The sequence below is a fragment of the Providencia sp. PROV080 genome (assembly GCF_033688105.1).
Classification (GTDB): Bacteria; Pseudomonadota; Gammaproteobacteria; order Enterobacterales; family Enterobacteriaceae; genus Providencia; species Providencia zhejiangensis.
This window is the reverse complement of record NZ_CP096346.1, coordinates 1512908-1539669: the sequence shown is the minus strand read 5'-3', so window position 1 is coordinate 1539669 and position 26762 is coordinate 1512908. Positions and strand designations below refer to the sequence as shown.

The 26762-nt window shown below is 43.1% G+C and carries 21 protein-coding genes; 1 reads left to right on the top strand and 20 read right to left on the bottom strand.

The features are described from left to right. Positions 1–74: 74 nt before the first annotated feature. The 20 genes from ftsZ to leuO all read right to left on the bottom strand — a co-directional run bounded on the left by ftsZ (position 75) and on the right by leuO (position 24297). Positions 75–1244 (bottom strand): cell division protein FtsZ, encoded by a 1170-nt coding sequence (ftsZ, locus tag M1F03_RS06610; RefSeq protein ID WP_154622674.1) that lies wholly within the window; start codon positions 1242–1244, stop codon positions 75–77. A gap of 56 nt (positions 1245–1300) precedes the next feature. Further along, positions 1301–2557 carry a cell division protein FtsA gene (gene ftsA / locus M1F03_RS06605; RefSeq protein WP_008910356.1) on the bottom strand — a complete coding sequence of 419 codons (1257 nt, stop codon included), beginning with the start codon at positions 2555–2557 and terminating at the stop codon, positions 1301–1303. 36 nt (positions 2558–2593) lie between these two features. Further along, positions 2594–3403, bottom strand: coding sequence for a cell division protein FtsQ (gene ftsQ, locus M1F03_RS06600; protein WP_154622675.1), 810 nt, complete (start codon positions 3401–3403; stop codon positions 2594–2596). 1 nt (position 3404) lies between these two features. Further along, positions 3405–4325: a D-alanine--D-alanine ligase gene (locus M1F03_RS06595; RefSeq protein ID WP_196713376.1), complete on the bottom strand. Its 921-nt coding sequence runs from the start codon at positions 4323–4325 to the stop codon at positions 3405–3407. A 4-nt stretch (positions 4326–4329) separates the two neighbouring features. Then, positions 4330–5748, bottom strand: a complete 1419-nt coding sequence (murC, locus tag M1F03_RS06590; RefSeq protein ID WP_230085795.1) for a UDP-N-acetylmuramate--L-alanine ligase — start codon at positions 5746–5748, stop codon at positions 4330–4332. Between the two features lie 101 nt (positions 5749–5849). Next, positions 5850–6923 carry an undecaprenyldiphospho-muramoylpentapeptide beta-N-acetylglucosaminyltransferase gene (murG, locus tag M1F03_RS06585; protein WP_154622677.1) on the bottom strand — a complete coding sequence of 358 codons (1074 nt, stop codon included), beginning with the start codon at positions 6921–6923 and terminating at the stop codon, positions 5850–5852. Further along, positions 6920–8113 carry a cell division protein FtsW gene (ftsW, locus tag M1F03_RS06580; protein ID WP_154622678.1) on the bottom strand — a complete coding sequence of 398 codons (1194 nt, stop codon included), beginning with the start codon at positions 8111–8113 and terminating at the stop codon, positions 6920–6922. The genes murG and ftsW overlap by 4 nt, the downstream gene beginning before the upstream one ends. Continuing rightward, a complete protein-coding gene (murD, locus tag M1F03_RS06575) occupies positions 8113–9429 on the bottom strand; it encodes a UDP-N-acetylmuramoyl-L-alanine--D-glutamate ligase (RefSeq protein ID WP_251465269.1) in 1317 nt (438 codons plus the stop codon). The genes ftsW and murD overlap by 1 nt, the downstream gene beginning before the upstream one ends. Positions 9430–9439: 10 nt before the next feature. Next, complete coding sequence (mraY, locus tag M1F03_RS06570) at positions 9440–10522, bottom strand: phospho-N-acetylmuramoyl-pentapeptide-transferase (protein ID WP_154622680.1); 1083 nt, start codon at positions 10520–10522, stop codon at positions 9440–9442. After that, positions 10516–11889 carry a UDP-N-acetylmuramoyl-tripeptide--D-alanyl-D-alanine ligase gene (gene murF / locus M1F03_RS06565; RefSeq protein WP_251463842.1) on the bottom strand — a complete coding sequence of 458 codons (1374 nt, stop codon included), beginning with the start codon at positions 11887–11889 and terminating at the stop codon, positions 10516–10518. Before murF ends, mraY begins: the two co-directional genes overlap by 7 nt. Next, a complete protein-coding gene (gene murE, locus M1F03_RS06560; RefSeq protein WP_163860893.1) occupies positions 11886–13373 on the bottom strand; it encodes a UDP-N-acetylmuramoyl-L-alanyl-D-glutamate--2,6-diaminopimelate ligase in 1488 nt (495 codons plus the stop codon). The genes murF and murE overlap by 4 nt, the downstream gene beginning before the upstream one ends. Then, on the bottom strand, positions 13360–15126 hold the full coding sequence (ftsI, locus tag M1F03_RS06555; protein WP_154622682.1) for a peptidoglycan glycosyltransferase FtsI: 1767 nt from the start codon (positions 15124–15126) through the stop codon (positions 13360–13362). Before ftsI ends, murE begins: the two co-directional genes overlap by 14 nt. A gap of 15 nt (positions 15127–15141) precedes the next feature. Beyond that, positions 15142–15459 carry a cell division protein FtsL gene (gene ftsL, locus M1F03_RS06550; RefSeq protein ID WP_154622683.1) on the bottom strand — a complete coding sequence of 106 codons (318 nt, stop codon included), beginning with the start codon at positions 15457–15459 and terminating at the stop codon, positions 15142–15144. 2 nt (positions 15460–15461) lie between these two features. After that, positions 15462–16412 carry a 16S rRNA (cytosine(1402)-N(4))-methyltransferase RsmH gene (gene rsmH / locus M1F03_RS06545; protein ID WP_251463840.1) on the bottom strand — a complete coding sequence of 317 codons (951 nt, stop codon included), beginning with the start codon at positions 16410–16412 and terminating at the stop codon, positions 15462–15464. A 2-nt stretch (positions 16413–16414) separates the two neighbouring features. Then, a complete protein-coding gene (mraZ, locus tag M1F03_RS06540) occupies positions 16415–16873 on the bottom strand; it encodes a division/cell wall cluster transcriptional repressor MraZ (protein WP_154622685.1) in 459 nt (152 codons plus the stop codon). 695 nt (positions 16874–17568) lie between these two features. Further along, the gene (gene cra / locus M1F03_RS06535) at positions 17569–18582 is read right to left on the bottom strand and encodes a catabolite repressor/activator (protein ID WP_163860892.1); all 1014 of its coding nucleotides are present in this window, start codon (positions 18580–18582) and stop codon (positions 17569–17571) included. A 164-nt stretch (positions 18583–18746) separates the two neighbouring features. After that, positions 18747–19238: an acetolactate synthase small subunit gene (gene ilvN / locus M1F03_RS06530; RefSeq protein ID WP_068445711.1), complete on the bottom strand. Its 492-nt coding sequence runs from the start codon at positions 19236–19238 to the stop codon at positions 18747–18749. A gap of 2 nt (positions 19239–19240) precedes the next feature. Beyond that, positions 19241–20968: an acetolactate synthase 3 large subunit gene (ilvI, locus tag M1F03_RS06525; protein WP_247047867.1), complete on the bottom strand. Its 1728-nt coding sequence runs from the start codon at positions 20966–20968 to the stop codon at positions 19241–19243. 306 nt (positions 20969–21274) lie between these two features. Continuing rightward, on the bottom strand, positions 21275–23107 hold the full coding sequence (locus tag M1F03_RS06520; RefSeq protein WP_251463838.1) for an AMP-dependent synthetase/ligase: 1833 nt from the start codon (positions 23105–23107) through the stop codon (positions 21275–21277). Between the two features lie 236 nt (positions 23108–23343). Continuing rightward, positions 23344–24297 (bottom strand): transcriptional regulator LeuO, encoded by a 954-nt coding sequence (leuO, locus tag M1F03_RS06515; RefSeq protein WP_163860889.1) that lies wholly within the window; start codon positions 24295–24297, stop codon positions 23344–23346. 884 nt (positions 24298–25181) lie between these two features. On the opposite strand from leuO, the gene leuA reads away from it, so the two are divergent. Then, positions 25182–26762, top strand: a complete 1581-nt coding sequence (gene leuA, locus M1F03_RS06510; RefSeq protein WP_154622665.1) for a 2-isopropylmalate synthase — start codon at positions 25182–25184, stop codon at positions 26760–26762.

Genomic DNA, 26762 nt, shown 5'->3' with positions numbered 1-26762 from the left:
TCCTGCTGATTATCATACTAGATAACCAGCAGGAAAGTTTAGCACAAAAAGCGGAGAAACCAATATAATTAAAATTAATCGGCCTGTTTACGCAAAAATGCAGGAATATCCAAATAATCGGGTTCTTTATTTGTTTGCGTATTTTGGTCATTCACCGCTTTCGCCGCAGCTGGTTTTTCTTCTGTCAATGAAGACATAGAAGACATGCTACTTTGCATTTGCTGGTAGCGCTGTTCCATAGAAACCTGCTGTGACATTTTGTTATTGACCAGTGTAATTTCTGGACGTTTGTCCATCCCAATACCTGTTGCAACAACAGTAACACGTAGTTCATCATTCATCTCAGGGTCGAGTGATGTACCAATAACAACGGTCGCATTATCAGATGCGAATGCACGAATGGTATTACCGACCGTTTCAAACTCATCCAAACGCAGATCGAAACCAGCGGTAATGTTGACAAGAACGCCGCGTGCACCAGAAAGGTCGATATCTTCTAGAAGTGGACTTGAAATAGCCATTTCAGCCGCTTCTTCAGCACGATCTTCACCACGAGCAACACCTGAACCCATCATTGCGTAGCCCATTTCTGACATAACAGTACGTACGTCAGCAAAGTCCACGTTCATCAAGCCAGGGCGTGTGATCAGTTCTGCAATCCCTTGAACGGCACCTTTAAGGACATCGTTTGCAGCACCAAAAGCATCCAATAAAGAGATACCACGACCTAAGACTTTTAATAGTTTATCGTTCGGGATCGTAATCAATGAGTCAACATGTTTTGATAACTCAGTAATTCCCGATTCCGCAAATGCCATACGCTTTTTGCCTTCAAAATTGAAAGGCTTAGTCACGACGGCAACCGTTAGTATACCCAGCTCTTTAGCAACTTCAGCCACGACTGGAGCAGCACCTGTACCTGTACCACCACCCATACCGGCTGCAATGAAGACCATGTCTGCACCATCAAGTGCATTGCGTAAAGCTTCACGATCTTCTTCAGCGGCATTACGACCTACTTCAGGGTTTGCTCCTGCACCTAGGCCTTTAGTAATACCAGTACCAATCTGGATTGTTTGTCCGACTGCGGTTTTGCGCAGTGCCTGTGCGTCAGTATTGACGGCAAAAAACTCAACGCCTTCAATACGCTCACGCACCATGTGTTCAACGGCGTTACCGCCGCCGCCACCAACGCCGATGACTTTAATCACCGCATCGTTGGTTAGCTCCATTGGTTCAAACATAATGTCTCTCCGTTTTGTGCTTACTTCGAAGCTAATAATATGCTTCTGAATAAAAATTAAAATTCTTTTCTCAGCCAACCAGTGATTTTACTAAACCACCCTTTAACTGAAGCACGTTTTTCCGTTTCGGTATCATCGCCAAGATGGCTTTCTTTACCGTAATGCAGAAGCCCAACCGCAGTTGAATAGTATGGCTCCTGAGCATAATCCGTTAAGCCTGTTATATTGAGCGGGGTACCAATCCTGACTTGTGTATGGAAGACTTTTTGTGCACATTCGACGAGACCGTCTATTTGCGCAGCGCCTCCAGTAAGCACGATCCCCGCTGCCAAATGGTGTTTGACACCTTGTTGACGTAACTGTTCCTGTAAATTTAAAATTTCTTCGTTTACGAGGTTTAACAGCTCTGTATAGCGTGGTTCAATGACCTCCGCTAAAGTCTGACGTTGCAGACTTCTTGGTGGGCGTCCTCCCACGCTAGGTACTTCCACCGTTTCATCTTTGCTGACTATCGAACCGACAGCACAGCCATGACGAACTTTGATCGCTTCTGCATCACTTGGTGGAGTTCCAAAAGCATAAGCAATATCGCTGGTCACAACATTGCCTGCATAAGGAATTACTTTGGTATGACGTAATGCACCACCGGTGTACACCGCCATATCCATCGTGCCGCCGCCAATATCAACGACACAAACCCCCAACTCCCGCTCATCTTCCGTCAAAACAGAATAGCTAGCAGCAAGTCCAGCAAAAATTAACTGATCAACTTTCAGCCCACAACGTTCAACGGCTTTCACGATATTTTTTGCCATATCGTTGTGGCAAGTGATCAAATGAACTTTGGCTTGCATACGTACACCAGACAAACCAACAGGGTTCTTAATACCTTCTTGATAATCAATCGCGAATTCTTGCGGTATAACATGAAGAATGCGATGTTCATCGCGAACTCGGACTGATTTAGCGGTATGAACAACACTGTCAACATCTTCTTGTGTCACTTCTTCTTCCGACACAGGTACCATACCAATTTCATTTTGACAGCTAACATGCTTACCCGATAACGCAAGATAAACTGAAGAAATTTGGCAATCTGCCATCAGCTCAGCCTGATCAATCGCCCTTTGTACACATTTAACGACTGACTCCAGATCGTTAACGCCACCTTTGTCCATTCCACGAGATGGACAACTTCCCACCCCGATAATATTCACCATACCATCGGGCAGAATTTCGCCTACAAGGGCCGACACCTTGGAAGTCCCAATTTCAAGGCCTACAACTAATTTTCTGTCCGTCGTTTTGATCATTTGCTTCTGCCTAGTCTGAGTTATTAGCAATATTCATTATTGTAACTCCAGTGGTGCATCCACTAATAAAGGAGCCCACCCCACCGCAGCGCCACTGGTATAACGAAGGTCGACATAATCAACACGTTTATCTGTGGTTTGCTGCAACAGCGGATAAAGTTCAAGGAAACGATTTAACCGCTCAAGTACATCTTTTTTTCCGAGTTCTATTCGAACATCATTATCTAAAATAAGTTGCCAAGCATGGCGTGCAGTCATAGAGACTGATTTCAATTTTAAATTTTGTTCTGCCAGTATTCTTTTAAATTCAACATACTCTTTGATAACTTCTTTTTGGCTACCTTGAGGGCCATAAAGTAACGCATAATCGCCTTTGTTACTCTCACTCGCGGGGAGGCTAAAAACTCGCCCTTCACTATCAACCATGTTCTGATCATTCCAACGAGCGTAAGGAACATATTCTACCAGATGAATCTTTAACTCATCAGGCCACTGTTTACGAACTGTGACTTGACGTATCCATGGCATAGCACTGATCTGATTTTGAATGGCATTGACATCCACGGTCATAAACGTGCCCGGTTGACCAAGTGCTAATATCGCTTTTCTGACATCATCATTTGTTGTGTAATGACGCTCCCCCGTCAGTACTAACTTTGACATTGGCAGCCTGTCCGCATCTTTCATCCAATTCATGACGGTCCAGCCACTCCAAATGATTGTTCCAACAACCATTAAGAAAAAAATCAACCCACCAAGAAATGCCCCATTACTTGGGCCTGAGTTTGGGTCATTGCTGCCATCATTATGCTTATGATGTCGAACATTTAATGCTGCCTGTGACATATCAGTTAGCCAATTCCAAAATACGTACCACCAACTGCGAAAAATCCATACCTGCTTGACGTGCGGCCATCGGAACTAAACTGTGGCTCGTCATGCCTGGTGAGGTATTCACCTCTAATAAATAGAACTGACCATCACTGTCTTGCATCACATCAACGCGTCCCCAACCACGACAACCAACAGCTTGATAAGCACGTACCGCCAATTGTGACAACGCAGCTTCTGATTTTTCATCTAAGCCGCTTGGGCAAAAATACTGTGTTTCATCTGAAAGATATTTCGCATCATAATCGTAAAATACCCCAGCAGGTTGAATACGAATGGAAGGGAGCGCTTGCTCACCAATCATCGCCACCGTAAATTCCGGCCCACTTAACCACTTTTCAATTAATACTGTTTCATCGAAACGAAATGCTAATTCCAACGCGGTTGATAAATCATCCATGTTATCAACTTTGCTCATCCCTACACTTGACCCTTCTAAGCTCGGTTTGACAATAAGGGGGAGTCCTAGATGTGACACTAATGTTGAAATTTTTGCTTCCGTCAACTGACTAAAGCTAAATTGACTCAATGAAACGTAAGGTGCGACCGGTAAGCCTGCGCCTTCCCAAAGTTGTTTGGTTCTTAATTTGTCCATACTGAGAGCGGAAGCCATTACGCCACTCCCCGTATAAGGTAACCCTAAGAACTCCAACATCCCTTGTATAGTACCATCTTCACCACCACGACCATGAAGGGCGATAAATACTTTATCGAATCCTTTTTCCTTAAGCGTGATAACAGGAAAGTCTTTCGTATCAATTGGATGAGCGTCAACACCGGCCTGACGTAAACCCGCAAGTACTGCCTGCCCAGATTGCAGAGAGACTTCACGTTCAGCAGATGTACCGCCAAATAACACCGCAATTTTTTCGGCCATGAGTTTACTCCTCTGCCATTGGTGGCTGTAATTTTGTCTCGGCAAGATTACGGGCTATTTTACCAATATTTCCAGCACCTTGAACCAAAATTAAGTCATTAGGCTCCAGTGCTTGAGCGAGCAGTTGCGCGACTTGTTCAGGCTCTGCCACATAAATCGGGTCAAGTTGACCACGACCACGAATTGTTCGGCATAATGAACGGCTATCTGCACCGGGTACAGGTTTCTCCCCCGCTGGATACACTTCCAACATCAGTAACACATCAACTTGGTTGAGAACATGTGCAAAGTCGTCATATAAATCGCGAGTACGTGAATAGCGGTGTGGCTGAAAAACCATCACAATTCGCTTGTCAGGCCAACCCGCCCTTGCCGCTTTAATCGTCGCATCCACTTCAGTTGGGTGATGACCATAATCATCAACCAACATCACTTCCCCTTCTTTACCATTAACATGGCGTAATGAATAATTGCCTAAGAAATCAAAACGACGCCCTGTCCCCTGAAACTCTATAAGTGCAGAGAGAATATGCTGATCATCAATCCCTTCTTCCGTTGCTACCGCCACAGCGGCTGCCGCATTAAGGGCATTGTGTCGACCTGGTGCATTAAGAACCACCGTCAACTCAGGCATATTTTCACGGGCGATAGTAAAGAAGCCTTGATTACCTTTTTGTTCATACTTAACAATACGCACATCCGCATCGTCACTAAAACCATAAGTCGTCACATAACGGCTTACACGCGGTAATAATGAGCGGATCACCGGATCATCAATACACATCACTGCACGACCATAAAATGGTAAGTTGTGCAAAAAGTTGATGAACGTATCTTTCAAGGTTTCAAAATTACCTTGATAAGTGTCCATATGGTCAGCTTCAATATTGGTCACTACCGCAACCAAAGGCTGCAAATGTAAAAATGATGCGTCACTCTCATCCGCTTCAGCAATCAGATAACGGCTACTTCCTAAACGAGCATGAGTCCCCGCAGATTTCACTAACCCCCCATTAACAAATGTTGGGTCTAAACCTGCTTGAGCATAAATTCCTGAAATCATAGCCGTCGTTGTCGTTTTACCATGCGTACCTGCGACAGCGATACCATGTCGATAACGCATTAATTCAGCCAGCATTTCAGCACGACGAATAACAGGAATACGCAACTCGTGTGCTGCCTGAATTTCTGGATTATCCGCAGAAATGGCCGTTGAAACGACAACAACACTCGCATCTTCAACATTTTCAGGGCGATGATTAAAATAAATCGTTGCTCCTAAAGCGGTCAGTTGCTGAGTCACTGCATTTGGCGCTAAATCAGAACCACTGATTTGATAACCTTCATTAGCCAGTACTTCGGCAATACCACCCATGCCAGCACCGCCGATACCGACAAAATGGATGTGCCGAACTCTTCTCATTTCAGGCACTGCTGTTCTTAATTTCGCCAACTGTTGTGTATTCACTCTATGTCTTCGCTTTTGTTAATTCTATATCAATGTCGTTTTATCGATGATCGCGGCTATTTAGCCACTTCACTAATCACCGCCGCGACTCGTTCGGTCGCATCGGTAATCGCACAAGAACGTGCTTTGATAGCCATCGATAATAATTCTTGTCGATCCCACTGCTCCAGCAGGCTAGCGACGTTATCCGCAGTAAACTGAGGTTGCTCAAGTATTTTGGCCGCCCCCGCTTTTTCTAACGGTAAAGCATTCCAATATTGCTGACGATCTTTATGTTGAAAAGGTACGAAAATAGCAGGTAACCCTGCCGCAGCGATTTCACTCACTGTTAAAGCACCTGAACGACAGATCACAATATCCGCCCATGCGTAAGCTTGAGCCATATCATCAATAAACTCAGTAACTTTATACTCGGAATTAACTGAATTTTTTAGCCTTTCATTATACAACGCTTCGGTAGATTCTTTACTTCCTTTTCCAGCTTGGTGCCAGATATTTAACTGTTTGCCGACTTTTTCAGCAACTTCAGGCATAATTTGATTCAAAATACGCGCGCCTTGACTCCCCCCTACTACCAGTACGCGTATTCTCTCATCGCGATTCGATAATCTCTCTTCTGGCAATGGCAGTGCCAATACATCCTTACGAACTGGATTTCCAACAATAGGGGCATGCGGAAAAGCGCCCGGAAATGCCTGTAAAACACGTTTAGCTATTTTTGAAAGCCATTTATTGGTTAAACCGGCTATACCGTTTTGCTCGTGCAGAATGACGGGCACTCCCGATAACCATGCCGCAATTCCACCGGGACCAGAAACATAGCCCCCCATTCCCAGCACAGCATCGGGTCGATACTGCTTAATAATCGCTTTTGCTTGGCAAACTGCCTTGCCTATCCGCCAAGGCGCGGCGGCTAATGCCATAATGCCTTTACCTCGGAGCCCTGATATTCGGATAAACTCAATGTCGATGCCATGTTGCGGCACTAGTGTCGCTTCCATACGGTCGGCAGTACCTAGCCAGAGGATCTCCCAGCCTTGAGCCTGCAAATAATGCGCCACAGCTAAACCTGGGAAAACATGTCCCCCAGTCCCACCCGCCATGACCAGTAACCTTTTTGCTTGACTCATTTAGCACTCCTTACAAACGCCTGGGCTTTTTCCAGACGCGTTTCAAAATCTACACGTAATAATACTGCGATAGCCGCGGACATCACGAGCAAGCTCGACCCACCGTAGCTAATCAATGGTAAGGTTAACCCTTTAGTTGGCAACATACCTGCTGCTGCCCCTACGTTTACTAATGCCTGAAAAGTAAACCAAATACCGATTGAGCAAGCTAAATACCCAGCAAATAATTGGTTAGCTAGCAATGCACGACGACCAATCATCATCGCCCTAAATGCCAACATGAAAACCATCAGTAAAACCAAAACAACACCAACATACCCCAGCTCTTCCGCTAAAACGGAAAAAATAAAGTCAGTGTGAGCCTCTGGTAAATATTCAAGTTTTTGCACCGAATTACCCAGTCCCTGACCCAATAACTCACCCCTACCGAATGCCATCAACGATTGGGTTAGCTGATAACCACTTCCAAATGGGTCTTCCCATGGATTGAGAAATGATGTCACACGGCGCAAACGATAAGGTTCCAACCAAATCAAGGCGAGTACACCAACAACACAAGCGGCAATCCCAATAATAAAGGGGGCTAATCGTGCTCCAGCTAAGAATAGCAACCCTAATGTCGTCACGACGAGGACGATAACCGTTCCTAAATCCGGTTGTAACAGCAGTAATAACGCCATGATAATTAAAATACACATGGGTTTGACAAAGCCTAGGAAGCGAGTTCTTACTTCGTCTGATTTTCTCACTAAGTAGCTGGATACATAGCAAAATAGCGCGAATTTAGAAATTTCTGCTGGCTGAATTTTTACAATCCCAACATCAATCCAACGTGATGCACCGTTAACGGAACTACCCGCTACCAGTACAACCGCTAACAGTAAAAGAGAAACCATCAACAACACAAAGCTGTATTTTTCCCAAACAGCCATGGAAACTCGCATCACGCCTAAAACTAAGATAAAGGCGACAGCTAAATACATGACATCACGTTTAGCAAAATAAAATGGGTCGTCAGTCAGTCTCTGCCCAACAGGCATCGATGCCGATGTCACCATAACAAAACCGATAGCGGCTAATCCCAAAGCCAGCCATACCAAGGTGCGATCGTAGAGTGTAGAGCCAGCGATGACACCCCCTTTCTCTCCAATCACCCAATTCTTCAAACGTAAAGCACCCGGTATCGTCATCAGCCTAGCTCCTTCGCTAACTGAGCAAAAATGGCACCTCGTTGCTCAAAATTCTTAAATTGATCGAGGCTTGCACATGCCGGTGAGAGTAAAACCATATCCCCTGATTTTAGATTCGGAGCTAAATAACGCATGCTCTGTTCCATTGTCTCAGTCAACACGGATTTTTCAGGTTCCAGCTGAGCTAGTGCTTTACCATCTCGACCAAAGCAGTACAGGCGCACATTGTCCTGAGCAAGATAGGGCTTCAATGGTGTAAAATCTGCCGATTTACCATCACCCCCAAGTAGAAGATGCAGTGTACCTTCTACTTTTAAGCCATTCAGTGCCGCTTCAGTGCTACCCACATTGGTTGCTTTGGAATCGTTAATCCAACGCACCCCGTTATTCAGTAACACCAGTTGGAAACGGTGCGTTAATCCTGCATAATTTTTCAGCACACTTAAACTTGCATGGCGAGCTATACCCGCGATATCAGCAAGAGCAAGAGCCGCTAATGCATTGGTATAATTGTGTTGTCCCGTTAAGTGCATGTCATCAACCTTGATCAGCACTTCATTTTTTGCGACCAATGTCCGCTGCTGTGTATCAAAATAATAATCGCCACTATCAACACCAAAGCTAATGCATGCTTCCTCATCGGTATGCTGTGGTAACGTCAATGGATCTTGAGCATTAACAATACAATTCAACGCATGATGATAGATACGTAACTTCGCTTCGCGGTACTGCGCTAGACCTAGCGGATAGCGATCCATATGGTCTTCAGTGACATTCAAAACTGTTGCTGCAAGGGCTTTTAAGCTGGATGTCGTCTCTAATTGAAAACTAGATAGCTCTAACACATACAGTTGGTGACCTTGATTTAACAAAGACAATGCTGGAATACCGATATTTCCGCCAACACCAACGGAGATACCCGCAGCTTGAGCCATTTCCCCCACCAAAGAGGTCACGGTGCTTTTTCCATTAGAGCCTGTGATCGCAATAACAGGCGCATCAACTTCGCGGCAGAACAATTCGATATCACCGACAATTTCAATACCGTTATTCGCCGCTTGCTGTAATTCAGGTGTCGCTAATGCAATACCGGGGCTGGCAACAATTAAGTCCGCCTCTTGCAACCATTGGTTGTTTAAACTACCGCGATGGCATTCCACCTCTTTCGGTAATTGTTCAACGCCCGGAGGAACAGCTCGGGTATCCATCACTCGCGGAATAACGCCGTGTGATAAGAAAAAGTGCACACAAGATAGGCCAGTTAACCCCAGCCCAATGATGACCACTTTTTTACCCTGAGACTGTTTACCCTGCATACCTGCCATTTTAACGTACCTTCAGTGTTGCCAGTCCAATCAGTACCAGCATTAAGGAAATAATCCAAAAACGTACAATTACGCGTGGTTCCGGCCAACCTTTCAGCTCATAATGATGGTGAATTGGCGCCATACGGAATATACGTTGACCACGTAATTTGAAAGAACCCACCTGTAGGATGACGGATAATGTCTCAACAACAAAGACGCCTCCCATAATGACCAACAGGAACTCTTGGCGTAATAAAACGGCAATCGTACCGAGTGCACCACCAAGAGCAAGGGAGCCAACATCGCCCATAAAAACTTGCGCAGGATAAGTGTTAAACCATAGGAACCCGAGCCCCGCCCCCACTATCGCCGTACAAACAATAACTAATTCACCCGCATGTGGTAAAAATGGAATATTTAAGTAACTAGCAAAGTTGACGTTACCCGTTGCCCACGCCACTAATGCAAAACCGGCTGCCACGAAAACCGTTGGCATAATCGCTAATCCATCAAGGCCATCCGTTAAGTTAACCGCGTTACTGGTACCAACAATCACAAAATACGCCAACAAAATATACAGCAGCCCAAGTTGTGGCATGATGTCTTTAAAGAACGGCACCACTAATTGCGTTGCAGGGGTATCTTTCCCTACTGCGTACATTGAAAATGCAACCACAAGTGCAATCAGTGACTGCCAAAAATATTTCCAACGAGCAATCAACCCTCGGCTATTTTTTCTGACCACTTTCAAGTAATCATCCGCAAATCCGACAAGGCCATACCCGACTAACACGAGTAATACACACCAAACGTATGGGTTATCTAAACGCGCCCAGAGCAATACTGAGATGCTGATCGAAAACAGGATCAGTATTCCTCCCATTGTTGGCGTACCACGCTTACTAAAATGCGATTCAGGTCCAACATCACGTACAACCTGACCAATCTGCATTTTTTGTAAGTAAGTAATTAAACGTGGCCCCATCCATAACGCAATGGCAAGTGCTGTCAGCAAACCGACGATGGCTCTAAACGTCAAATATGAGAAGACGTTAAAGACAGAAAATTGATGCACCAATATTTCGGCAAGCCAGACTAACATGCAAAGCACTCCTTCAATGCATTCACTACATCTTCCATCGCGGAGCTGCGTGAACCTTTAACTAAAATAGAAACAACTTCATTCTGCTGTACTAGCGGAATCAGTCGGGTTAATAAGTCTTTTTTGAATGCAAAGTGCTCTCCACATTCACTGAATTGACTGATCATTTCGCTCAGCGTACCGACACTCAGTACTTTATCCAGACCTGCATCTTTTGCGGCTATACCAACTCGTTGATGACACTCTTTTGCATAATCGCCGAGTTCACCCATATCTCCGGCCACTAAAATGCGATAACCGGGCATTTTAGCTAAAACATGAATGGCTGCAATCATTGAGCCGTCATTGGCATTATAAGTGTCATCCAAGACAACTTTTGTCTCACTCAACTGCACTGGATATAAACGCCCCGGCACAGCTTGAGTTGTGGCTAGCCCCTGACGAATATCTTCCAGCGTTGCGCCCACTGAGATAGCCAAAGCACTAGCCGCCAAAACGTTAGCAATGTTATGCATGCCTGGCAGAGGTAAAGTGATAGCAACCTGTCCAACGGGTGTATGCAAAGTAAAATCGGTTGAAAGCTGCTTGACCTCAATGTCAGAAGGATAAAAATCCGCTTTATCTTGCGCTGTTAATGAATAACACCACACCGTTTGGCGTGGCTGAAACTGCCATTTGGCAGAACAACTATCAAGATTAACAATTGCGGTGCCTTCATCCGGTAGACCTTGGTATATTTCACCTTTTGCCCTAGCAACGCCTTCAGGTGAGCCAAATCCAGCTAAATGAGCCGCGAACAAGTTATTCACAAGAGCAGTTTGCGGCTTAACGATATTCGTGGTGTACGCGATCTCATTAGGGTGATTCGCCCCCATTTCAATCACTGCATATTCATATTCGTGAGTTAGCCTAAACAACGTTAAAGGTACACCGATATCATTGTTTAAATTACCCGCGGTATACAGTGTTTTACCGCGTTGCGACAAAATAGAGGCCGTCATTTCTTTTACCGATGTTTTCCCCGACGACCCCGTTAAGCCAACTACTTTGGCTTGGCTTTGTTGGCGTACCCAAGCAGCAAGCTGTCCCATGGCCAGACGCGTATCTGCGACAACGACTTGAGGGCAATCAATATCAAGTTGACGCTCAACCAGCACAGCCGCTGCACCATCTTCAGCCACTGAAGGCACAAAATCATGGGCATCGAAACGCTCACCTTTCAACGCAATAAATAAGCTGTTCTCGCCAATTTGGCGGCTATCCGTGCTCACATCGCTTAATACTCGTGTTCCTGCATCAACGCCATCGGCATGATACAGATATCCACCCGTGATAGCGGCGAGTTGAGACAACGTTAGCGGGATCATGCTACCACCCCCAATAATCTAGCGACCGTCAATCTATCTGAATAATCTAAGCGGCGATGACCGATAATTTGATAATCTTCATGGCCTTTCCCCGCAATAACAATAACGTCATCCACGTTAGCTTGCATGATAGAACTGGTCACGGCTTCAGCACGTCCCGGAATAGCCAGAACTCGGCTAGAGTCAAGAATGCCAGCCATAATGTCATTGATGATATCTAATGGCTCTTCGCTACGCGGGTTATCATCAGTAATGACAACATTGTCTGCCCACTCTTCAGCCGCCGCCCCCATTAATGGACGTTTACCTTTATCGCGATCCCCCCCGCAACCAAATACACACCATAATTTTCCTTTACAGTGTAAACGTGCCGCTGCTAATGCTTTCTCAAGCGCATCAGGGGTATGCGCATAATCAACCACCACCGTTGGTTTGTTCGGCGCACTAAAGACTTCCATACGACCACACACCGGCGATAAAGATGATGATGATTCCAAGAGTTGCGTTAATGGATAATCCATCATCAGCAATGTACTCATTGCTAACAACAAATTACTGACATTAAATGCCCCCATTAATGGACTTTCTAAGGTGCCGTTACCCCATGATGAGGTAAATTGAATGGTGGCTCCACGGTCGTGATACTCAACCGTTGTGGCTTGTAACCATGGCCCTTGCCACTGTTCAGGAATACGCTGTTCCATTGAAACAGCACAGGCTTTTGGTAAGCGTTGCAGCCATTTCAAACCGACATCATCGTCAGCATTAATAATTTGCGCTTTTGTTTGATGCGTGGAAAATAATAGCCACTTCGCGGCTTCGTAATTTTCCATATCACCGTGGTAATCTAAATGGTCACGGCTTAAATTAGTAAATACAGCGGCAGCAAACGGTAAGGCAGCAACACGACCTTGAACTAAGCCGTGTGAAGAAACTTCCATTGCGGTTAATGTCGCCTGACATTTTAATAATTGGGTTAATTCAACTTGGATATCCACTGCTGAACCCGTGGTATTTTCACTCGGCGCGACCTGTCCAAGTAGACCATTCCCTACAGTTCCCATCACCGCGCTGGTTTCACCCAACCCTTTTGCCCACTGAGCAATTAATTGTGTTGTCGTCGTTTTACCATTGGTTCCTGTCACACCAACCAACTTCATTTTTGCACCTGGGTGCTGATAAAACTCCGCGGCCAATGCAGACAAACGATTATTCAGGTCATTCAAATAAATAACAGGAACCCCATGAACGTAACGAATTTCACCTTCATCCGCTTCGCCATTCGCTTCTGCGATGACAGCTGCAACACCTTGAGCGATCGCTTGGGAGATATAGTGCCTACCATCCGATTGATGGCCTTTAATTGCGATAAACAGATCACCAGCCGCTGCTTTACGGCTGTCTAACGTCATCTCATGTAGTGAGATATTTGCTGTGCTAACGCCAAATGGCGAAAGAAGATCACAAAGATTACGATCTGCCACTTTTAACCTCTTTTTTATTGATCACTATGTCGCTTTTATCATCTGCTTGTAATGCATCTGGCTCAACATTCATCATTCGCAAAACACCGCCCATGATGGAACCAAATACCGGTGCGGATACTGCACCACCATAATATTTACCCGCTTTAGGCTCATTGATAAGAACGACAAGGGCATAACGTGGGTTACTTGCAGGTGCAACACCTGCTGTATAGGCAATATATTGATTGATGTACCGCCCTTCAGGCCCGACTTTCTTCGCAGTACCTGTTTTAATCGCTATTCGATAACCTTTTATCGCAGCACGTGTTCCCCCGCCTCCCGGTAGAGCAACACTTTCCATCATATGAACCACTGTACGCATGGTTTGTTCTGGGAACACTCGGGTTCCTGGGACAGGTGGGTCCACTTTGGTAATGGATAATGGGCGATATATTCCAAAGCTACCAATTGTTGCATAGGCACGGACTAATTGTAACGGAGTGACCATTTGTCCATACCCAAAAGAAAAGGTGGCCCTATCTAAATCAGACCACCGTGTTTTTTTACTTGGAAAGATGCCACTACTTTCCCCGACTAACCCCAGATTAGTCGGCTTGCCAAACCCAAAGCGGCTATACACATCCACCAGCTCTGTGGCAGGCATCGCTAACGCCAGTTTTGAAACACCCACGTTACTCGACTTCTGTAAAATACCCGTTATTGATAACTCCGCATAACGCGCAACGTCCTTAATTTCATGGCCATTGACACGATATGGATAGGTATTCAGCACGGTATTTTCTTTGATAATTTTGTTGTTTAACGCACTCATGACAACAAGTGGTTTCACCGTCGAACCAGGCTCGAAAATATCGGTTATCGCGCGGTTACGCATGGCATCCATCGGAGTACCCGCTAAATTATTTGGGTTATAGGATGGACTATTAGCCATAGCTAAAATCTCACCGGTATGCACATCAACTAAAATAGCGACACCAGATTCAGCTTTATTCTCCTGTACGCCCTTAGTCAGTTCACGATAAACAATGGATTGAATACGCTCATCAATACTGAGCACGAGGTTATGCGCCGCTTGACTATCAACGGAGGAAACCGTTTCAATAACACGTCCATTACGATCTTTACGAACTGTTCGTTCACCCGGAGAGCCTTTTAACCAGCGCTCAAAGCTTTTTTCAACGCCTTCAATGCCTTCGCCATCAATATTGGTTACGCCAATTAAGTGTGCGGTCACCGGACCTGAAGGGTAATAACGGCGAGATTCTTTACGTAGATAAATACCCGGTAATTTTAATTTTGTGATGTATTCACCAATAGAAGGGTTTACCTGACGAGCAAGATAGACAAAACGACCTTTTGGGTTCGCCGAAATTTTTGTTTTGATTTGTTCTAGTGGGATTTCAAGCGCATCCGCTAACGCTTTCCAATGTTCATCGTTATTGATCCCACCTTTTTCAAACACCACTTTGGGGTCAGCCCAAATGGCATTCACAGGCACACTGACAGCAAGTTGGCGTCCTTCTCTATCACTGATCATTCCGCGTGCTGTAGAGACTTCCTGTACACGTAAAGAGCGCATATCGCCCTCTTTAACCAGTTTTTCAGGTGCGATGATTTGCAGATAAGCAACACGCACTAACAGCCCAGCTAAAGCTAGCAGGATACCGCCGCACAGCAAAGCAAAACGCCAGCTCACAAAGCTGGTATTTTCTTCCTGTTTCTTGTTTTTAGCTGACTTAGGTGCTTTCATTCGTAACCTTATCTACTACTTAGAAACAATAATATTTTCTTGAGAAGGCTCAACGTGAACCATTTGTAATTTTTCCACAGATAAACGTTCAACTCGGCTATGGCTGGCTAACGCGTTTTCTTCTAGGATTAAATTACGCCATTCGATATCAAGTGCGTCCTTTTCTTCGTATAGCTTGTCTTTTTCCGCCGTCAGGAGACGTGTTTCATGCGCTGTCGTGACCACAAAGACAGCGCTGATAATAATGGCGGCTAGCAAAATCAATGGAATAATCCCATAACGGAAAAGGTCACGACCAATCACTTTTCCAAGACTATGCCTTTCAGGAACCATTTTTATGCCATCCTTTGTGCAAAACGTAGTACTGAACTACGTGCTCTAGGGTTTTCGTCAACTTCCGCGGCTGAAGGTTTCATCTTGCCCACTTCACGCAACTTAGCCGTACCCAGCGCTTTTATTTGAGCTTCCGTTAATGGGATCCCTGCGGGAACACTGGGCCCTTTGCTATTTTGACGAATAAACCGTTTTACTAATCTATCTTCCAAGGAGTGAAAACTAATCACTGAGAGACGCCCTTCGGGTGCTAGCACGGATACAGCCCCTTCCAATGCCTGCTCAATTTCTTCTAGCTCACTGTTAATATAAATACGTATGGCTTGGAAGCTGCGAGTTGCTGGATGCTTATGGCGCTCTTTGATTGGGCTTACTTGAGCGATCAATTCAGCTAGCTCACGTGTACGGGTCAACGGCGTCTCTTCTGGGTTGTGGTTACGTTCAACAATCGCCCTAGCAATGCGTTTTGCGAAACGTTCTTCTCCAAATGTTTTCAACACCCACGCGATATCATCAGCTTGCGCAGACATGAGCCATTGATGTGCTGATTGTCCTTTAGTTGGATCCATTCGCATATCCAATGGCCCATCACGCATAAATGAAAAACCGCGTTCAGGATCATCTAATTGCGGTGATGAAACGCCTAAATCCAGCAATACGCCATCAATCTTGCCAACTAACCCTTCTTCCTCAACATATTCAGCGATTGCAGAAAATAGCCCATGTTTAATCATAAAGCGCGGGTCATTAATGAGTTGCGCTGCTTTAATGGCTTCAGGGTCGCGGTCAATCGCAATCAAGCGTCCTTGGTCATTTAACTGACTCAATATCAGCCTTGAGTGTCCCCCTCGCCCAAATGTTCCATCAATATATATGCCGTTTGGTTTGATATTTAGGCCATTTACTGCTTCATCAAGCAGTACTGTTACATGTTTAAATTGCTGTTGTGTCATGTTTATAGTGACAAATCCTGTAAGCGGGCTGACAGGGGTTCTTGGGTTTGTCGTTCAGCATTAATGTCTTCTTCCACTTGCTGATACCAAGTCTGTTCATCCCAAAGTTCAAATTTATTTATTTGGCCCACTAGCATGACCTCTTTTGTTAGCCCTGCGTGTTGACGTAGTGTGTTAGCTAACAAAAGACGTCCGGCACTGTCCATTTGGCATTCGCTGGCATGCCCTAATAAAAGCCGTTGTACTCTTCTTTCTACTGGGTTCATGGTTGAAAGCCGTGAGAGCTTCTCTTCAATAATTTCCCATTCAGGTAACGTGTAAAGTAATAGGCATGGCTGGTGGAGGTCGATAGTACATACCATCTGCCCCTTAGATTCCTCGCTCAACATTCCCCTATATCGGGTAGGCACGGTTAGACGCCCTTTGCTGTCGAGATTTACCAGTGTTGCCCCACGAAACATACCCAGTAAAACCTCTTTATTTCCTATTAACCCACTTTACCCCACAATTCTCCACTTATAAAGTTTACGAATGGTAGGAAAACGTTGTCAAGCCAGACACCTGTAGCTTTTGCTTTATTTACAGAACAATTCAGAAAAGATAAGAGAGGGTAAAATCGAGCGCAGAGATAAAATGAGGAATAACGGATTGATATAATTCATTTATTTTCAACAAAACAATAAATACAAGGTTAATTCTATTTTATTGATGAAAAAACACTCAAATGATGATATTTCCTATACCCGTCTCATTTTTAATCAGCCTACCTATAACCGATTCTTTACTTTTTAAATAACGGTAAATGCTAATTAACTACAAATATTATCAATAACGGCCCCGTAGAAAAATAAAAACAATAAATTTCAACACGTTAAAATACTGTTTTAATAGACAGTGTTATAACTCAAATATGCGTTCATATGACTTTTATTTATTTAACTGCCATTTCTTAAATTAAATTTTTTATTTTGTTTTCCTTGCGAGAGAAAATTAAATACATCCAGTTAAGAATAGTCCTAAAGTTAAATATTTACGTATTTTTAGCATCAAATAAAAAGCCCCTTTTGCATAGGGGCTAAGATAATAGCGATAAACGTGATCAATATCACTCTATATTCAACCAGACATTTTGTCTGGTTTTAATTATTTCTTATATTTATTGCTGTTTGCGGCCAAGACTACCACGACGGCAGAGATCACGACGGATACGAGTAATTCCTGCGTCTGGTTTTTGTTTTTCATCAAGGCTCGCCAACACCAATTCCAAGATTCGCTCAGCGATATCTCTGTGGCGCTGTGCCAATGATAAAACGGGGCATCCTAAGAAATCTAATAACTCGCTATCGCCAAATGTGGCAATCACCATGTCCTCCGGTAGACGACCATCACGTTTTAGCGCCACATCCAGTACTCCCTGTAGCAACGAAAATGACGTCGTGAATAACGCATCAGGCATGGAGTTACCTTTATCTAGCCAATCAGCAAAAACCTCAGCGGCAGAAGCCCTCTCATAACTATTTGCATACAGATAATTCACTTCACGGGAGTCGCCTTGCCAACCTTTCCTAAAACCTTGCTCACGAAGATAGCTTACTGATAACTCAGGTAAAGCCCCCAGATACAACACGGATTCTGCCGAGAATTTTCGTAATTCAGCAGAGATCATAAATGCATCTTCTTGGTCATCACCGACCACACTAATAAAGTGATCTTTTTCCAATGCTCTATCAAGGGCAATGATAGGCAAAGAACGGTTCGCCCAACGCTGATAGAAAGGATGCTCAGGAGGAAGCGCGGTTGAAACTATAATGGCATCAACCTGACGCTGTAAAAGGTGCTCGACACAACGAATTTCGTTATCTGGCTGATCCTCGGAACACGCGATCAATAATTGATAACCACGTTGCCGTGCTTGACGTTCAAGATAATTAGCAATGCGAGTATAACTTGTGTTTTCGAGATCGGGGATCACTAGCCCTATCGAACGTGTTCTCCCTGCTCGTAGCCCTGCTGCTACAGCATTTGGATGGTAATTGTGCTCTCTGACAACAGCCATCACTTTTTCTACAGTTTTATCGCTGACTCGATACTGCTTGGCCTTGCCATTGATCACATAACTAGCCGTTGTGCGGGAAACCCCTGCTAAACGTGCTATTTCATCCAGTTTCACGTTAACCTCTTTGTGTTATCATATAAAACCAACTCATTGATTTTACTATTTATTTTTTACAATCCCTGATTACCGCTGCAAGGCAAAAATAGCTGCCAACGGTCAGAGCCCCGAATCAATCGGGGCTCTATATGACTACATTCTACCTTTAGAAGACAAATTTTTCATCGCATAATTTTATCGCCGCGTGAAACTCCTACAATACCTGAACGTACAACTTCAACAATTTCAGCAACACCACGCACCGCTTCAATAAATGCATCCAGTTTATCGCTTGTTCCTGCTAGCTGAACGGTATAAAGCGTTGGTGTCACATCAACGATTTGTCCACGAAAAATATCAGAGCAGCGTTTGATTTCATCGCGGCCATAGCCTGAAGCCTGTAATTTTACTAACATGATTTCACGCTCTATATGTGCTGAAGCGGTAAGCTCGCTAACGCGAAGCACATCCACTAATTTATGCAGCTGTTTTTCTATCTGCTCAAGAACCTTCGCATCCCCTTTCGTTTGAATGGTCATACGTGACAAGGTGGGGTCATCCGTGGGGGCTACGGTCAAACTTTCAATGTTGTAACCTCGTTGAGAAAACAGCCCAATCACACGGGACAATGCACCAGATTCGTTTTCGAGTAAAACTGATAAAATACGACGCATGCTCAGGTCCTCTCTGTTTTGCTCAGCCACATTTCATCCATTGCACCACCGCGGATCTGCATTGGGTAAACATGTTCAGTTTCATCAACATTGATATCAACAAACACTAGGCGTTGATTTTGGTTCACTTCAACCAAGGCTTGTTGCAATTTTTCTTCTAACTCATCAGGAGAATGGATCGCGATGCCAACATGACCATACGCTTCAGCCAGTTTAACGAAGTCAGGGAGCGATTCCATATAAGATTGAGAGTGGCGACCTTGATAAATCATATCTTGCCACTGTTTTACCATTCCCAAAAAGCCATTGTTTAAATTCAGTACGATAACAGGCAAGCCATACTGTAGCGCCGTAGATAGCTCTTGAATATTCATTTGAATACTGCCATCGCCTGTCACGCAAACAACCGTTGACTGTGGGTGTGCGAGCTTAACCCCTAAAGCCGCAGGTAAACCAAATCCCATCGTGCCTAATCCGCCTGAATTAATCCAACGACGCGGCTTATCAAATGGGTAATAGAGTGCCGCAAACATTTGATGCTGCCCAACGTCAGAAGTCACATAAGCCTCACCATGAGTTAAACGATAAATCGCTTCAATCGCCTGTTGAGGCTTCACTTTCTGGCTATTTTTTTCGTAACTGAGGCATTTTTTCTCACGCCAAGTTTCAATTTCTTTCCACCATGCCGCTAATGCTTGGCTATTTTGTGTCGCTGAGACTTGCTCTAATTGATTTAATATTTGCTGAAGCGTCAGTTTCGCATCCCCAACAATCGGGATATCCGTATTCACCGTTTTAGAGATCGAGGTGGGATCTACATCAATTTGAATAACCGTGGCATTTGGGCAATATTTTTCCAAATTGTTGGTCGTTCTATCATCAAAACGGACACCCACAGCAAAGATCACGTCAGAATTATGCATAACCTTATTCGCTTCATAGGTTCCATGCATACCAAGCATCCCTACAGAAAGATGATGCGTTTCAGGAAATGCACCAAGCCCCATCAGTGTTGATACAACAGGAAGCTGTAATTTTTCTGCTAATGCAATAATTTCCGGCGAGCAACTTGCATTAATAGCACCACCACCAACATAGAAAACCGGCTTCTCCGCCGCAATCAGTTTGGATAACGCTTTTTTAATTTGCCCTTTATGTCCTTGGAGAGTCGGATTATAAGAACGTAGAGATACGGATTCCGGATAACGATAAGGGTATTTATGCGCTGGACTAACGGTATCTTTGGGTAAATCAATCACCACAGGGCCTGGCCGGCCACTTGACGCAATATAGAATGCTTTCTTGATAGTTTCAGGAATATCTTCTGCTTTTTTAACCAAAAAACTATGTTTTACAATAGGTCTGGATATCCCCACCATGTCACATTCTTGAAAAGCATCATTGCCAATAAGGGAGCTTGCAACTTGTCCTGATAGAACAACCAAGGGGATTGAATCCATGTATGCCGTCGCAATACCAGTAATCGCATTTGTCGCTCCGGGTCCTGACGTTACCAACACCACTCCAACATCGCCAGTTGAGCGTGCGTAACCATCAGCCATATGAACTGCCGCTTGTTCATGGCGAACTAATATATGATCAATGCCTCCGACTGTATGCAGTGCATCATAGATATCTAAAACAGCACCACCTGGATAACCAAATACGTGCTTTACACCTTGGTCAATCAAAGACTTGACGACCATTTCTGCTCCCGACAACATCTCCATGAGTTTGCCCCCAGACTATTTTTATCCGTTAACAGAGGTATGACTGTCCTCTTATTGTGTATTGTCATTCCTGTCATAGTGATGACAACTATTAACATATCGTTGTGCTGGAGACGACGCAAACACCATTTCTTAAGCAAAAATGACAACATTCAATATCGTCTTTATCTTTTACGATAATTAGTTAAATTAACCAAGAAAATAAAAAAAGTGGAAATTTTCACTATAAACAGATGAAAAAGAGTACAAAGAGAAGCCGGATATCATCAATATTCTATCCGGCTATATGAGATGGTGATAATTTAACTATTCGCGATACATTGATTCTATTTCTGAATGATAGCGTTCAGAAATAATTTTTCGACGTAGTTTTAGCGTAGGCGTTAGCTCACCTTTTTCCATAGAAAAATTCGCTGGGAGTAAGGTGAAACGTTTAACTTGATGAAAAGTTTCAATATTCTTCTGTAACTCTTTCAAGCGACTTTCAAATAAAGCCACAATGTTGGAGTCTCTTAATAGCTCTAGGCGATCACGATATTTTAAATTAATAGAATGGGCGTACTCTTCTAATGAATCATAACAAGGGACAATAAGCGCAGAAACGAATTTACGCGCATCCGCAATAACAGCAATATGTTCAATAAACTGGTCTTGCCCTAATACACCTTCAATCATTTGTGGTGCTATATATTTACCATTTGATGTTTTCATCAGGTCTTTCAAACGGTCAGTAATATACAGGTTACCTTTAGCATCAATTTCACCTGCATCCCCCGTTTTTAACCAGCCATCAACCGTGAATGCTTCATCAGTATCTTGAGGGCGATTGTAATACCCTTTCATTACGACAGGTCCTTTGACCTGAATTTCATTGTTATCGCCGATACGCACTTCTACAGAAGAAAGTGGTGTACCAATAGAACCTAATGGATAATGCCCTTCTTCCCAACAAGAGACTGTGGCACAGGTTTCGGTCATCCCATAACCGTATTTAATATTGATTCCTACAGCAAGGAAAAAGGCAATGACGTCATCATCCAAACGAGCCCCCGCCGCTGGCATGAATCGAATACGTCCGCCTAATAACTGACGCAGCTTAGTTAACACGAGCTTGTCGGCTAAATTAAATAGAGATTGATTGAATGCGGAAAGTTGCTCACCTCTAGCCAGTGATTGAGTTCTTTTATTGCCCTGTGCGATCGCCCATTTAAATAATAAGCGGCGCATAAGAGGGGCTTTGGCAACTTTACCCTGTACTGCACTATACACTTTCTCGTAAAAACGAGGGACTGCACACATCACTGTCGGTTTAACATCAGCAAGCGCTGCCCTAACCGCATTGGTATCCGTTAAATAAACATTACGTGCACCTGTGTGCATCACATAGAAGCTCCAAGCGCGCTCAAACACATGCGATAGAGGAAGAAAGCTTAAAGAAACATCCTCATCGGTCAGCTTTAAACGCTGGTCATGAAGGTAAAGTTGGGCGGCCATGTTGTAATAATCTAACATCACCCCTTTGGGTTCGCCTGTTGTGCCAGAAGTATAGATAATTGTGAACAGATCACTAAGATGATGGGCGGCAATACGTTGGTTTAATTCCTCTTGGTATTTAGGTTCAGCTTGGGCCATAAAATGAGCCAAATGCACTGAATCTACCCCACACTCTACCAACTCGACATCGTTATTAAGCACGACAATCGTGGTAAGTTGAGGACAAAAAGCCTTCAATTGACAAGCAACATGATACTGTTCTTGCTCACCAACAAATAGAATTCGAATATTTGCATCATTAATAATATAAGCAGCCTGTTCTAGGCTACTTGTCGCATATAAAGGGACAGTAACGGCTTTTAGTTGTAGCACAGCAAGATCAACCAAAGACCAATTCATACTGTTATGCGCGAATAATCCAATATTTTCTTGTACCTCAACATTAAGGGCTAACAGACGGTGAGCAATCGCAGTCGAATGCGTTTCAACTTGTTGCCATGTGAGCTCACTTTGCTGTCCATTATGCCATTGACTGAAAGCTATCCGATTCGCTGAATCAGCGGCACTAAACCGACTGTGTAAGCGATTGACCAAATGGTATGGATATAGATTTTCAGTAATCAAAGTATGTTTCCTATAATACATGTGTTAACGGAAGACACTCGGTAAACACACGACGTGCTTCGCCAGTTAATTATTTCAGCTTACATCTGTTAGCTGAACCACTTGAGTGTATAGACGAAAGAGGATTGTGAAAAGGGGTAGAATGTAAATATTCTGCAAATGTTATATAGGTAGCATAACTCATCACAGAATTTCACCATGATGAGTTAGCGGTAAATAAAGCGATAATCACAATTTAAGCGAGTGATTCAAAAGCCTTAAGTCAACAAATCAGTGATCAGCTGACAAAATTGTGATTTCATCCATTGATGTCCTTTATCTCGAGCCGTCGATTCATGCCAAGTCAAATAGCAAGGACGAGTATTCTCTTGCCATGGCAATGCAACCATCTGTAATTGATGCTTGTAACTTGAGTTTTCAACCAGCCACTTCGGAACAATAGCCACCAATTCAGTTTGAGAAACGATATTTAAAACACTGTTCAAATCGGTTCCTTGGTAACTAATCGTGTGGGATAAATCCGTATTACTATAATAAAGTTGGCTGAAAGAACCTATATTATCCATTGACATTACCGCATGTTTTTCACTATTCAACAGACTTTGCGTCACATTATTCACAATACGAGGGTGATTTTTCGCGACAACGAGAACCAATTCATCATTAAATAAAACTTGTTGTTGATACTCGCTTTTTTCGAATTGATTATAACTCACCGAAAAATCAGTTTCTTGATATTTTAATTTATGTTCAATGTTATTATCTAAGAAACAATGAATATGGATATTAATATTAGGCGATATATCTTTAAATTTTTCGACGATAACTGCGGCTAAACGAATATCTAATGGAGAACAAATAGATAAATTGAATACTCGATCACTCAGTTTCGGGTCAAAACCTGCCCCCGGTAACTCATTATGCACTAGTTGTAGTGCTTGTCTAACAGGCCCAAAGAGCTGTTTCGCGCGGGAGGTCGGTTGTATTCCACGACCATACCGAACAAAAAGCTCATCATTAAACATTGATTTTAAACGAGATACAGCGTTACTCACGGCAGGTTGAGACATACCTAATACCTGCGCTGCCCGTGTGACATTTTGCATCTGCATGACCACATCAAAAACCGTCAATAAGTTAAGATCAACATTTCGCAAATTAATATCACAATTCTCTTTTTTAGCTGGTGAAACCGCATCAAAATCAGTCATTATTTACTCCAATAAAGATATCTATCATTTTTATTAATGAAAATAATCCTCTCCTAAATAAATAAGGATTTTATAAATTCATTAAATATTATTCTTCGAACAACTTATCAATGATAAGCTATTTCGCGTTCCCTGCATTTATTAAAACGACGCTTATATTATATTATCTATCAATGTAACAACACACTAAAGATGTTATAACAAAACGAAGGTATTCATCGACATAATGATTTTAAATTACGCATTTAAAATCGTTATTATTAACTTAAAAATAATAAAACAAATTTAAAAATAAATCATAATAAATATCATAAACAACCATAAAATGGTCTTATTATCAGATTAAATTTAAATTATTCATTTATTAAATAATTTGTTTAATAAAAACTATAATTAGAGCTTATTTTTATATCTAACGTTATAGTTTCCCCTATGACAAGCTGTACAAAATTTAATCCAAACCATCAGTTTATGCTATATTTCCATCTAGTTATTTCATGAAAAGAATTTTACCCCTGACTTATCGATAAAATATAGAGAAAAACATCACTAAATATAGTGAAATTAGTCACAATCACTAACTCTGGCTAATGATGCATAATTCTCCAAAATTGCCGGAAAAATCTAAAGTTGACAGCAAAGAAAAGATCACGTATCAATAAATACAGATTAGTTAAAAACCTATTTAGAGACTGTGAAAATGACAACTTCTATCCGCCTACTAAGCCTACTACTACTCGCATCCAATGTGCGCGGTATGCTTATGGACGGAAGATAAAAACTCACAGTCCAGAAACATAAAAAACCCGCGCCAGCCGCGGGTTTTTTTATGCCTGCCGGCATCGCAAAGCATAACGATAAAATCTGTATAAGAGGAACACAACATGAGCGATCAAGTCATTATCTTCGACACCACCTTACGTGATGGTGAGCAGGCATTACAGGCAAGTTTATCTGTAAAAGAAAAATTGCAAATCGCATTCGCATTAGAACGCCTCGGTGTTGATATTATTGAAGCTGGTTTTCCTGTTTCCTCCCCAGGTGATTTCGAATCGGTACAAACCATCGCGCGTGAAATTAAAAATAGTCGCATTTGCGCGTTAGCGCGTTGTGTTCAAAATGATATTGATGTTGCGGCAGAATCACTGAAAGTGGCTGAGGCATTTCGAATTCACATCTTTTTAGCGACCTCGAATTTGCATGTTCAAAAGAAATTAAATAAAACATTTGATGGTGTCATGGATATGGCTATCGATTCGATTAAACGCGCGAGACGCTACACCGATGATGTTGAATTTTCATGTGAGGATGCCGGACGTACCGATATTGATAATTTATGCCGTATCGTTGAATCAGCCATCAAAGCTGGCGCCACCACCATCAATATTCCAGATACCGTTGGTTACACAACGCCTTATCAATTCGGTGGCATTATCACCTCTTTATATGAACGCGTCCCAAATATTGATAAAGCGGTCATTTCTGTGCACTGCCATGACGATTTAGGTATGTCTGTTGCCAACTCGATTACGGCCATACAAGCAGGTGCTCGTCAAGTCGAGGGAACAATTAATGGATTAGGTGAACGTGCAGGTAACACCGCCTTAGAAGAAGTCATCATGGCCATCAAATTGCGCGAGCAAATGATGAATGTACATACCAATATCAATCACAAAGAAATCTACCGTACCAGCCAATTGGTCAGCCAATTATGCAATACCCCAATTCCTGCTAATAAAGCCGTGGTCGGTAGTAATGCATTTGCGCATTCATCGGGAATTCACCAAGATGGCGTGCTGAAAAATCGTGAAACCTATGAAATCATGACGCCTGAATCAATTGGCTTGAAAGCAATCCAATTAAACTTAACATCTCGTTCAGGCCGTGCAGCCGTTAAGCATAGAATGGAAGAAATGGGCTACCAGGAAGGGAAAGATTTTAATTTAGATGAATTGTACACCGCTTTCCTGAACTTAGCCGATAAGAAAGGACAAGTGTTCGATTATGATTTAGAAGCGTTGGCATTCTTTGCTAACCAACAAGATGAAACGGATCACTTTGTCATGGATTATTTCAGTACCCAATCAGGCTCAAGTGTTGTTGCTACTGCCACCGTGAAAATGCGCTGTGGGGAAAGTGAAAAATCGGAAGCCGCAACAGGAAATGGCCCTGTTGATGCGATTTATCAAGCCATCAATAAAATTACCAATTATCCAATTAACTTAGTCTCTTATAAGTTGTCTGCAAAAGGACAAGGGGAAAATGCATTGGGTCAAGTCGATATCGTTGTCGAATGCTTTAATCGTCGTTTTCACGGCATGGGCTTAGCAACCGATATTGTCGAATCGTCCGCCAAAGCGATGGTGCATGTGTTAAACAGCATTTGGCGCTCTGAACAAGTTGAAAAAGAAAAACAAAAAATATCTCAAAAAGAATCACAATCAAATACAAAGGAAGCTGTATAA

Coding starts and splice junctions, on each gene's coding strand:
- murF (WP_251463842.1), bottom strand. CDS start 11,889: ATGATCCCGCTAACGTTGTCTCAACTCGCCGCTATCACGGGTGGATAT.
- ilvN (WP_068445711.1), bottom strand. CDS start 19,238: ATGCGTCGTATTTTATCAGTTTTACTCGAAAACGAATCTGGTGCATTG.
- murG (WP_154622677.1), bottom strand. CDS start 6,923: ATGAGTCAAGCAAAAAGGTTACTGGTCATGGCGGGTGGGACTGGGGGA.
- ftsL (WP_154622683.1), bottom strand. CDS start 15,459: ATGGTTCCTGAAAGGCATAGTCTTGGAAAAGTGATTGGTCGTGACCTT.
- ftsZ (WP_154622674.1), bottom strand. CDS start 1,244: ATGTTTGAACCAATGGAGCTAACCAACGATGCGGTGATTAAAGTCATC.
- M1F03_RS06520 (WP_251463838.1), bottom strand. CDS start 23,107: ATGTATTATAGGAAACATACTTTGATTACTGAAAATCTATATCCATAC.
- ftsI (WP_154622682.1), bottom strand. CDS start 15,126: ATGAAAGCACCTAAGTCAGCTAAAAACAAGAAACAGGAAGAAAATACC.
- murD (WP_251465269.1), bottom strand. CDS start 9,429: ATGCAGGGTAAACAGTCTCAGGGTAAAAAAGTGGTCATCATTGGGCTG.
- ilvI (WP_247047867.1), bottom strand. CDS start 20,968: ATGGAGATGTTGTCGGGAGCAGAAATGGTCGTCAAGTCTTTGATTGAC.
- rsmH (WP_251463840.1), bottom strand. CDS start 16,412: ATGACACAACAGCAATTTAAACATGTAACAGTACTGCTTGATGAAGCA.
- mraZ (WP_154622685.1), bottom strand. CDS start 16,873: ATGTTTCGTGGGGCAACACTGGTAAATCTCGACAGCAAAGGGCGTCTA.
- ftsW (WP_154622678.1), bottom strand. CDS start 8,113: ATGACGATACCGGGTGCTTTACGTTTGAAGAATTGGGTGATTGGAGAG.
- M1F03_RS06595 (WP_196713376.1), bottom strand. CDS start 4,325: ATGGCCGAAAAAATTGCGGTGTTATTTGGCGGTACATCTGCTGAACGT.
- ftsQ (WP_154622675.1), bottom strand. CDS start 3,403: ATGTCACAGGCAGCATTAAATGTTCGACATCATAAGCATAATGATGGC.
- ftsA (WP_008910356.1), bottom strand. CDS start 2,557: ATGATCAAAACGACGGACAGAAAATTAGTTGTAGGCCTTGAAATTGGG.
- murC (WP_230085795.1), bottom strand. CDS start 5,748: ATGAGAAGAGTTCGGCACATCCATTTTGTCGGTATCGGCGGTGCTGGC.
- leuO (WP_163860889.1), bottom strand. CDS start 24,297: ATGACTGATTTTGATGCGGTTTCACCAGCTAAAAAAGAGAATTGTGAT.
- mraY (WP_154622680.1), bottom strand. CDS start 10,522: ATGTTAGTCTGGCTTGCCGAAATATTGGTGCATCAATTTTCTGTCTTT.
- leuA (WP_154622665.1), top strand. CDS start 25,182: ATGAGCGATCAAGTCATTATCTTCGACACCACCTTACGTGATGGTGAG.